This is a genomic window from Cognatiyoonia sediminum (genome assembly GCF_900129845.1).
Classification (GTDB): Bacteria; Pseudomonadota; Alphaproteobacteria; order Rhodobacterales; family Rhodobacteraceae; genus Cognatiyoonia; species Cognatiyoonia sediminum.
In genome coordinates, this window is the sequence record NZ_FQXB01000008.1 from 99,666 (window position 1) to 109,329 (window position 9,664).

9 protein-coding genes are annotated in these 9,664 nt (G+C 53.8%); 7 read left to right on the plus strand and 2 right to left on the minus strand.

The genetic code is table 11. The annotated features are described in order from the left end of the window. Positions 1-111 precede the first annotated feature (111 nt). The 5 genes from dctP to BUA85_RS16245 all read left to right on the plus strand — a co-directional run bounded on the left by dctP (position 112) and on the right by BUA85_RS16245 (position 6,068). Positions 112-1,122: a TRAP transporter substrate-binding protein DctP gene (gene dctP / locus BUA85_RS16225; protein ID WP_072902964.1), complete on the plus strand. Its 1,011-nt coding sequence runs from the start codon at positions 112-114 to the stop codon at positions 1,120-1,122. 75 nt (positions 1,123-1,197) lie between these two features. Continuing rightward, positions 1,198-1,821 carry a TRAP transporter small permease subunit gene (locus tag BUA85_RS16230; RefSeq protein WP_072902966.1) on the plus strand — a complete coding sequence of 208 codons (624 nt, stop codon included), beginning with the start codon at positions 1,198-1,200 and terminating at the stop codon, positions 1,819-1,821. Further along, positions 1,821-3,221, plus strand: coding sequence for a TRAP transporter large permease (locus tag BUA85_RS16235; protein WP_072902967.1), 1,401 nt, complete (start codon positions 1,821-1,823; stop codon positions 3,219-3,221). Before BUA85_RS16230 ends, BUA85_RS16235 begins: the two co-directional genes overlap by 1 nt. 488 nt (positions 3,222-3,709) lie before the next feature. After that, on the plus strand, positions 3,710-4,441 hold the full coding sequence (locus BUA85_RS16240) for a glutaredoxin family protein (RefSeq protein WP_072902992.1): 732 nt from the start codon (positions 3,710-3,712) through the stop codon (positions 4,439-4,441). Positions 4,442-4,451: 10 nt separating this feature from the next. After that, entirely contained in the window at positions 4,452-6,068 is a 1,617-nt protein-coding gene (locus tag BUA85_RS16245; protein ID WP_072902969.1) for a glycoside hydrolase family 43 protein, read from the plus strand. Between the two features lie 6 nt (positions 6,069-6,074). Here the strand turns inward: BUA85_RS16245 and BUA85_RS16250 are convergent, their stop codons facing one another. Next, a complete protein-coding gene (locus BUA85_RS16250) occupies positions 6,075-6,584 on the minus strand; it encodes a winged helix-turn-helix transcriptional regulator (RefSeq protein WP_341350634.1) in 510 nt (169 codons plus the stop codon). Between the two features lie 63 nt (positions 6,585-6,647). Between BUA85_RS16250 and BUA85_RS16255 the strand changes: the two genes are divergently transcribed. Next, positions 6,648-7,025, plus strand: a complete 378-nt coding sequence (locus BUA85_RS16255) for a VOC family protein (protein WP_072902973.1) — start codon at positions 6,648-6,650, stop codon at positions 7,023-7,025. Between the two features lies 1 nt (position 7,026). Here BUA85_RS16255 and BUA85_RS16260 read toward each other — a convergent pair whose 3' ends face one another. Then, complete coding sequence (locus BUA85_RS16260; protein ID WP_072902975.1) at positions 7,027-7,704, minus strand: DnaA N-terminal domain-containing protein; 678 nt, start codon at positions 7,702-7,704, stop codon at positions 7,027-7,029. Between the two features lie 502 nt (positions 7,705-8,206). Between BUA85_RS16260 and BUA85_RS16265 the strand changes: the two genes are divergently transcribed. After that, entirely contained in the window at positions 8,207-9,514 is a 1,308-nt protein-coding gene (locus tag BUA85_RS16265; protein ID WP_072902977.1) for an AAA family ATPase, read from the plus strand. Positions 9,515-9,664: the final 150 nt, after the last annotated feature.

The window sequence follows — 9,664 nt, forward strand, 5'->3', positions numbered from 1 at the left end:
TCTGCGGAAATCCGCAACGCTTCGCCTCAACGCCACGCGGTTTCCTTCATTGATTGAATCTACGGAATCGCCGACACTGACCTCACAAGTTTGAGATCGGGAGGAGTTCTCATGAATAAACTACTAAGCCAAACAGCGGTTGCCGCTATTACGCTGGCCTTCGCGGGTGAAGCGCTTGCAACAGAATGGAACGTATCCCTCTGGGGCAAACGACGCGCGTTTACGGAGCATGTCGAAAAGCTTGCCGAATTGGTTAGCGAAAAAACCGGCGGTGAGTTCACGCTGAACCTGTCTTACGGTGGTCTGTCCAACAACCGGGAGAACCTGGACGGGATTTCCATCGGTGCGTTCGAGATGGCACAATTCTGCGCAGGATATCACCGTGACAAGAACCCAACAATCACCGTCCTGGAATTACCGTTCCTCGGCGTGGAGTCGTTAGAGCAAGAAGTGGCACTTTCCCTTGCTGTCTATAACCACCCGGCCACTGTCGCAGATCTGGCTCGTTGGAACGCCACACTTCTGATGCCGTCGCCATTGCCGCAGTATAATATCGTTGGCGCAGGAGACGCGCCTGCGGGTCTTGCTGATTTTGAAGGCATGACGGTCCGTGCGACCGGCGGTATTGGCAAAGCTATGGAAACCATCGGGGCTGTGCCCACATCCACAACAGCATCCGAAGTGCGTCAAGCAATGGACGGCGGAATTGTTGAAGCGGTCAGCTTCGCACCACATGCACATATGTCTTTTGGCACCATCGAAAATGCAACGTGGTGGACGACAAACCTGAACCCAGGCACCGTAAACTGCCCAGTGGTCGTGAACACCGATGCATTGGATTCGCTGTCCGATGAGCATCGGGAGGCTTTGATGGGGTCTATCGAAGAATCGCTCAATCATTACATTGCCAACTACAATGGTGCGACTATGGACGCTTGGGGCCCTGCTCTTGATGAGCGTGGCATTGAACGTGTGACGTTCAGTGATGATGAAATAGCCGCCTTCAAAGACGCCGCTGCAGCCCCTGCGGCTGCGTCTTGGATTGAAGAGAACGCTGCGCGCGGGCTTCCGGCGCAGGAACTCTACGACATGGTGACAGGGATGATCGCTGGCGAAAGCTAAGTTCGAACCGGTAAGAAATGGACCTGCGCCGCATCAAGCGGCGCAGGTCCAGCTACGACCAATTGGGAGCACAAAATGGCCATGGCATCATTGGTGCTGGCTGATGACAGCACGCTCAGCAAGATCGACCAGCACCTTTTGAAACTTGAAAAATTTCTAGCGCTGCTCAGCGGCCTTGCTGTTTTTGCGTTGATGATTTTGGCCGTTGTCTCAGTCGGTGGACGAAATTTCTTCGCAAGCCCCCTACCCGGCTATGTGGATTGGATTGAACAAGCCATGCCACTTATCGCCTTTATGGGCATTTCATACGTGCAACGCGAAGGTGGACATATCCGTATGGATATTGTCGTGGGGAAACTGCGCGGGCGCACGCTGTATATCGTCGAACTTCTGACAACCCTTTTGATACTTTTGCTCATGGCGATGCTAGTTTGGGGCACTTGGTCCCACTTTAGCCGCAGCTTTGACTTCAACGCCCCGATGTGGAGCCGCGATAGCTCAATGGACATCGCCCTACCGATCTGGCCAGCTAAATTGCTTGCCCCAATCGCTTTTTCTGTGCTGTGCGTAAGACTGTCCTTGCAAGCCTGGGCCTATTGCCGGGCAATTGCTACAGGCAACCCGATCGCCGTACCACTGCCAGCGGATGCTGCAAAACAGGCCTCCATGGAAGCCGATCAGTTGAAGGGCGAAGATTGATGGATTCTATTGAGATTGGACTATGGGTCACGGGCGGCTTGCTTGTACTTGTTGTTCTAGGAATGCGGGTCGCCTTCGCCGCGGCACTGTCAGGACTGATTGGCCTGATTTGGATCTTCTGGTCCAGAAAAGGCTATGCCGGCGACGAATTCGGTTGGGCGCTCAGTGTCGCGGTGAAGACGGCAGGGCAAGTTCCGCATTCGAAAGTCTCGTCGCAAGCCCTGTCACTGATCCCGACCTTTATTCTGATTGGATACCTCGCCTATTACGCCGGCCTAACCAAAGCACTGTTTGAAGCGGCGAAGCGTTGGATCGCATGGGTGCCCGGCGGTTTGGCGGTGTCCACAGTGTTTGCAACGGCCGGTTTTGCGGCCGTATCAGGAGCCTCCGTCGCTACATCAGCCGTGTTTGCGCGGATTGCGATCCCTGAGATGCTCAAGATCGGCTATAATAAGCAATTCGCGGCGGGTGTGGTCGCGGCAGGTGGGACGCTCGCGTCTTTGATCCCACCGTCAGCCATACTCGTGATCTACGCCATCATTGTTGAACAAGACGTGGGCAAGCTGTTGCTTGCAGGCTTTGTTCCAGGCGCGTTTTCAGCACTGATCTACGGCTTGCTAATTATTGGCCTTGCTCTAACGGTTAAGAACTTTGGCCCCCCTGTTTCGGGCTTCACATGGCGCGAAAAGTTTGAATCACTCCCCCCCGCCCTGCCGATCATTTTTGTGGTCGTGACGATCATTTGCTTTGTCTATAACCCTTTCGGCGAAAAGGCGTGGGGCACCCCGACCGAAGGCGGCGCGATTGGGGCGTTCGTCGTGTTCTTGATGGCGCTCTACAAGGGGATGCGTTGGGAACAGTTGAAGAATGCACTCCTCGAAACCGCAAAACTGTCGGTGATGATCTTTTCGATCATCTGGGGAGTGCTTCTCTACGTCCGCTTTCTTGGCTTCGCGGACCTGCCTGGAGCCTTCTCTGACTGGATCACCGGCCTGGACATGGCGCCGATGTTAATCCTTATCTGCATCCTTCTGGCCTATGCAGTCTTGGGTATGTTCATGGACGCTATTGGAATGCTGCTGCTCACTTTGCCCGTGGTCTACCCTGCGGTCATGGCCTTGAATGGCGGCGAATTCGTCTCTGCAGCGGAAAGTACGTTCGGTATGTCAGGGCCAATGTGCGCGATTTGGTTCGGGATACTGGTAGTGAAAATGGCGGAGTTCTGTTTGATCACCCCGCCCATTGGCCTGAACTGTTTCGTCGTGGCCGGCGTGCGTGATGACCTGACCGTACAGGACGTTTTCAAGGGTGTGACACCCTTCTTCATCGCTGATGCCATCACCATCGGCTTGCTCGTCGCCTTCCCCGCGATAGTGCTGTGGTTGCCAAGCTTGGCTTAGATGGACCCTATTTCGCGCCCTTGAGAAAGGATGCCCCAAAATTGGCCTATCCGTCTTGTGTCACTTGCAGGTGTTCAGCGGCAAGCGTATGAAGCTCAGGCAACTTGTGAAATGGTGCCTTTAAGTAGCCGTGATGTTCGGCGTGGTGCAGCATTTTCCATGCGATTAAGCGCACGATGCAATTGGTGATTATTAACCACGTATTCACAAACATATTCGCAACAAACGAGTAACGTCCGTGTTTGGCAATAAGATAGACAAGACGGGCGTTTTGCGGCTGGTTTTGTGCAGAAGCGCAAAAGGAAAACGATCAATACGCCTTGCGGCAACACTGCCAGCTACCAAAACGCGCTATCAGACAGCATCGGGAAATCTCGCCAGAAACATCTGATGATCCAATTCGGGCAATTCCTTGTGGTCTAGTAGGACGCAGCTTAGATGAAATTGTGAGAATCAAAATTCGCTGGATCAAAAAATTGGAGATCCTCATGGCCAAAACCGCAACATTGCACCGCATGGTGATGCCCGGACATGTCTGCCCCTTTGGTTTGAAATCCAAAGACCTGTTGGAGCGAAACGGCTATGTCGTTGATGATCAACATCTGACGACCCGCGAAGATGTGGATGCGTTCAAGGCCGAGTATGGCGTTAAGACGACGCCTCAGATCTTCATAGATGGTGAACGGATCGGCGGTTTTGACGATTTAAGCGCCCATTTTGGTAAGCAAGTCGCGAAAGAAGGCGACGTGACCTACCAGCCGGTGATTGCGCTCTTTTCGGTCGCAGCGCTCTTGGCCGTTGCTGTGACTTGGTTGGCGCGGGATACGCTGTTCGTTGGTCAGACCATCGGCTGGTTTATCTCAATCGCGATGGTTTTGCTTGGATTGCAGAAACTGCAGGACATCGAAAAATTCGCGACCATGTTCCTCAACTACGACCTGCTGGCGCAACGGTGGGTGCGGTATGGGTATGTCTACCCCTTTGTGGAGACCGGCGCAGGTCTGTTGATGTTGATGGGGGCGCTGACGTGGCTTGCGGCCCCTGCGGCGCTCTTTGTGGCGGGTATCGGTGCCTACAGTGTCTTCAAAGCGGTCTACATCGAAAAGCGCGAGCTAAAGTGTGCCTGTGTCGGCGACGCACGTGTGCCGCTAGGCTTTGTCAGCTTGACAGAGAACCTGATGATGGTCGGAATGGCCATATGGATGCTGTTTATCGCCTAAAGGAGCCGTCATGACCGAAATCCGCAACCCAATCTTACGCGGATTTCATCCGGATCCGTCTATTTGCCGCGTTGGCGACGATTACTACATCGCGACCTCGACTTTTGAATGGTATCCCGGTGTCCAAATCAGCCATTCGAAAGACTTGGTGAACTGGCGGACGGTTGGGCAAGCTCTGAACCGCAAAGAACAGCTCGACATGCGCGGCAATCCGGATTCCGGTGGCGTTTGGGCGCCTTCGCTAAGCTACGCGGATGGCAAGTTCTGGCTGATCTACACGGACGTCAAAAGGCTCGATGGCAGTTCGAAAGATGCCCACAATTATCTTGTGACATCTGAGACGATTGAAGGGCCTTGGAGTGATCCCATTTACATGAACTCTTCGGGTTTCGATCCGTCGCTGTTTCATGACGACGACGGGCGGAAGTGGTTCGTGAACATGGTTTGGAACCACCTCGCGATGCAGGGTGATCCGAATGCGCCGACCAAACATCTTTTTGGCGGGATACTGCTGCAAGAGTATGACCATGAGGCGGGTCGCCTGACGGGCCCGATCAAAAACATTTTCCCAGGGAGTGATCTTGGACTTACGGAAGCCCCTCACCTCTTTAAGCGCGATGAGTACTACTATTTGATTACCGCTGAAGGCGGCACGGGCTACGGACACGCTGTGACCTTCGCGCGATCCAAAACGATCGAAGGGCCTTACGAGCTCCACCCAAACCCACATCTGTTGCGCGTGTTTGAGACGCCGGACAGCCCGTTGCAGCGGACCGGCCATGGACAATACGTCGAAACGCAGGACGGCACGCCGTATCATACGTTCCTTTGCACCCGCCCCCTACCCGGAACACGGAAATCACCCATGGGCAGAGAGACTGGGATTACGCGGTGCCGTTGGGAAGATGACGGCTGGCTCTATCTTGATCAGGGCGGATTGATACCGCCAGCTCAAGAAACGGCTCCCGATTTACCCGTGTATGAGTTTGAGCCGGAACCGACCATTCATGACTTCTCGCAACTGGAAAGCTTGCCCAACACCTTCATGTGGCCGCGAACGCCTGAGTCGGACCGTATCTTCAACCTGTCTTCTGAAGGTCTGGTCCTGACGGGCCGAGAAAGCATTGGGTCTTGGTTTGAGCAATCGCTTGTCGCGCGGCGTCAGACGGAATGGGACTGCGAAGCGCGGACAAAGGTTTCCTTTGATCCAGAAGATTTCCAACAGATGGCGGGTTTGACCGCTTACTATAACCGAACGCAGTTTCATTATCTCGGAGTGACGCGCAGCCAAGACGGACACCGTGCTCTTAACATCCTAAGCTGTCACAACTGGCCGGAAGGTACGCTGACCTTTCCATTGGATGCGATGTTCGCAATTCCCGAAGAAGGTGCTGTTTGGCTCGCTCTTTCGATACGACGCGGAGCGCTCCAGTTCAGCTACAGCTTAGATGGAAGGGCATATGTGGAAATCGGGCCAGAACTCGACGCACACATCCTTTCTGACGAGGGGGTAAGGGGCGAACACTCCAACTTCACCGGGACGTATATTGGCATGGCGGCGCAGGATTTGACGGGTCGTGCGCAGCAAGCGACTTTTGAGTTCTTTGAACTCAGCAACCATCCATAAGGGCGGTTAGCGGTCTAGTTCAAAAACATCGGCAATACGTTTGCCGGTTCCGGATGCTGCATAGATCGGTCTGGGCGGCCTTAGCTCCGGGATAAGGTTGCGCTTGACCCACGTGCGTTCTTCTAGGGCTTTCAAGGACTGGGACAGGGCACGATCGGTAATGGGCCCGAGTTGCCTCTTAATCCCACTGAACTGCAATGGCGTTTGGAGCGTGGCGAGCACGGGGATCGTCCAACTCCGGCGTATCAGTGGATCGCCATCCTCGCGGTCAGCGGACCTTATCTTATGTGCAATCTCTGCTGCCTTCACACCTGCTTCTGTCAGTCGAAACTCCGGCCGAAGCGGATGCCCATAACCGGGGTTGCGTTCGATCAGACCGTTTTGGATCAGATGGTCCAAGCTCTGCGCAAATGCTGTCCGCCCTGCTCCAGTCGCAGCCAGAAGCGGCGCTTGGCGACCAGGAACCCCATCATAAAACGCCTTTAGGATCGGCAAATTCCATGCTCTGGAGGTCATCTTGACAACTACATCAATGTCCATAAAGTATAGTAACTATATTTTTAGTCAGAAGGAAGTGTCATGTCGCTCATATCCGTTGAAAAAACCATTACAATCGCCCTTTCCGTTTCAGATCGCCACGCCAGTGCGGATTGGTATACATCGATGCTGGGATTTGAGCTGTTATATCATGCAGACGAAGCAGGTTGGTCAGAAGTTGCAACCAATACGGACGGCGTGACCATCGGATTTGGTGAGCATACAAAGCCGGTTCCGGGGAACAGCGTGCCTGTCTTCGGGATTGCGGATATTGAGGACGCGAGATCAAAACTGGAAGGTGCGGGCGTGAAGTTCGATGGGCCGACCGATGTGGTCGAAGGAATGGTTAAGACCGCAACCTTCTACGACCCTGATGGCAATGCGCTGATGTTGGCCGAAGACCTCACCGGCGGGCAGTAGGCTACTGCGCAATGATCTGAACGGCAGAAATTGACGGATCCTGAGCGCGCAACGCGTAGAGGATCCTCTGCTGTAGGTGAGACGTAACGTAGGTGGCGTGAAATCGTGAAGGTGCGACCAAGACGATTTGACCGGCCTCATCGCCGCCAAATTTCAACAGTGCAATCCATGAGGCAAACGTTGATGGGTCGTCGACATGAAGCACCTTGCAGGCGCGTCCCCAAACATCGTTGGAAAATTCGACGGCACTTTCATTTCGAAACGGAATGACATTCGTGTCGGATTGCTGAGGTTCAGCTCCCATTCGCTGAACGAAGTCGGGACCAATATTGTCCCATGTAGGCTGTGTATCTGCCATGACACGGGCCAGGTCCAAACCGTAGACAGACACCCGTCCCCGCGCGCCCTGTCGCTTTTGCACGAGCCACCCAAGAGAGCGCAAGCGCGCCATTTCTCTTTTGACGGTGCGAGTATCCACTGACCAAAGACGCGCGATTTCCGCTTGTCCCATAGATAGCTCGTCACATTGCCAATTGTAGCGCGTAGTAATCAGAGCCATGAGCCGCAGGATCTGGCGTTGCTTGTGCTTGTCTTTTGACAGGCCAAAGGTCGCCAATGCGGACAAAATATCATATTTCTTCGTCGCGGCGTCACGCCCGACGGGTTTTGCGACCAACACGATTGGCGCTCCTGCTGCAATGGCTAATAAGCCTCAATATACCGCGGGGTCTTTGTTGCCCCATTTTCTGGTCGATGGCGGTGTTCTCAACGCTTTTCCCGACCGTGGAGGTATTTGCGTCCTCTCAATCGATTCTGTCAAGACGTTTTGAATTTATGGCGTGAATGTGGACCAATTTATTCATCACAAAACTTAAAGAAATGAGGTTTATTGGTAAAGGGGGACATTCTGGGTGTCCTCTTATTTGACAGTTTTGTCCCCCAATTTGTTGAGGTAGGTCGTAAACTGTCCCCTAGATATTGGGGAAGATGCTGCTGCTTTTGGTGGTCCTTGAGCGAATCGATAGAGGTTTTGTTTTATGTCTATGCGGCCTGTTTTCCCAGGGTTTTCCGAAGTTTAGCAAATTCGCGTATTTCCGCAAATCGCGTTTTGCTTTTTCCTGAAATCCAGCGTAATTTGCAAATAACTAAGAATTTGCGTCCAGAAGAAAGCAGAATAATCCATGTTCACACATGAAGACCTCGCGCAATTACAGGCCGAATCGCTCAAGATGCAGAGCTGGATCAGGCGTCAGACCTTTTCGCCAGAGATGGAAAAGACGCTGAGGCGCTTTTCCTCTTGGGAGGTGTCGGAGCTGATTTTTGGGATCAACCAGTCGACGTTTCGTGGGCGGCTTGCGGCAGAACCTGATTTGCCTGGTGGAGAGGTCGAACCAGATGGGCGGCAGCGTTGGTTCAGTTTGGATGAGATCAATGTGTTGCGGCGACGGATGAAGGTGAACCGGAAATCTCTGATGCCTGAACGGCCTGCGGGTAAGCGCGCTTTCCGCGCGGCGATTGCCAACTTCAAGGGCGGTGCGGGCAAATCCACCGTTGCTTTGCATTTTGCCCATGCGGCTGCTCTGGACGGTTATAGGGTGCTGTGCGTTGATTTTGACCCGCAAGCGACGCTGTCGCATTCGATGGGTCTCAATGATGTAGAGGAGGATCACACGGTGTGGGGCATCATGGCCCGCGATTTGATCCGGGAAACCGATCGGATGAATTCCTCAGCGGTGGGTGCCGCGAGCGGCACTGCCCTGCCCCAGCGCAAGATCCCTGCGTCGATACGTGATCTGGGTCTTGCGGATTTGCGGATTGGGGATTTCATTAAGCCAACCGCGTGGTCTACGATTGATATCATTCCGTCCTGCGCCAATGCGGCATTTGTTGAGTTCGCCAGTGCTCAGTACCGGCACCTCAATCCTGATTGGTCGTTCTTTGCGGCTGTCTCGCGCTATCTGGATGCGATCCCAGACGATGCCTATGATTTGATCCTTTTCGATTGTCCGCCTGCCATCGGCTATCAATCGATGAATGCAGTGTTCGCTGCCGATATGCTCTATATCCCCTCTGGTCCGGGCTATTGGGAGTATGACAGTACCACGTCCTTCATCGGTCAGTTGGCGGAGGCATTGGGCGATTTGGCGGATGGTTTTCCGCAGATCTTCCCCGCGGGGAAGGTTTCGCTGCCGAAGGCATTCATCGATATTAAATTCCTGATGACCCGTTATGAGCCAGGAAACGATTTGCACCGCGCGATGTTCGATGCGTTCGGGAGGGTCTTTGGTGATGCCTTGACGGAACACCCGGTCGAGATGACACGCGCTGTTGAGCAGTCCGGGCGGTTCCTGAGTTCGGTTTATGAAATCGACTATCGTGACATGACGCGGGAAACATGGCGACGTGCACGCACGACATTTGATCGGGCGTATGACGAATTCAAAGGCAATGTTTTGCAGGCGTGGGACAGCATTGAGGTGACAGCATGAGCAAGAAACGTCGCGTATTTGATATTGATCTTCCGCAAGATGATACGCCGGAAAGCTTCCCCGCGGGGAAGGTTGAGGAAAAAGAGCGTCGCGGGCCGATGGCTGCTGCCATAACAGAGAATGCCGATAGCTTGAGGGAGCGGCAACGGC

Bases quoted from the DNA above. Each gene is read 5' to 3' on its own strand.
- dctP (WP_072902964.1), top strand. From the start codon at position 112: ATGAATAAACTACTAAGCCAAACAGCGGTTGCCGCTATTACGCTGGCC.
- BUA85_RS16230 (WP_072902966.1), top strand. From the start codon at position 1,198: ATGGCCATGGCATCATTGGTGCTGGCTGATGACAGCACGCTCAGCAAG.
- BUA85_RS16235 (WP_072902967.1), top strand. From the start codon at position 1,821: ATGGATTCTATTGAGATTGGACTATGGGTCACGGGCGGCTTGCTTGTA.
- BUA85_RS16240 (WP_072902992.1), top strand. From the start codon at position 3,710: ATGGCCAAAACCGCAACATTGCACCGCATGGTGATGCCCGGACATGTC.
- BUA85_RS16245 (WP_072902969.1), top strand. From the start codon at position 4,452: ATGACCGAAATCCGCAACCCAATCTTACGCGGATTTCATCCGGATCCG.
- BUA85_RS16250 (WP_341350634.1), bottom strand. From the start codon at position 6,584: ATGACCTCCAGAGCATGGAATTTGCCGATCCTAAAGGCGTTTTATGAT.
- BUA85_RS16255 (WP_072902973.1), top strand. From the start codon at position 6,648: ATGTCGCTCATATCCGTTGAAAAAACCATTACAATCGCCCTTTCCGTT.
- BUA85_RS16265 (WP_072902977.1), top strand. From the start codon at position 8,207: ATGTTCACACATGAAGACCTCGCGCAATTACAGGCCGAATCGCTCAAG.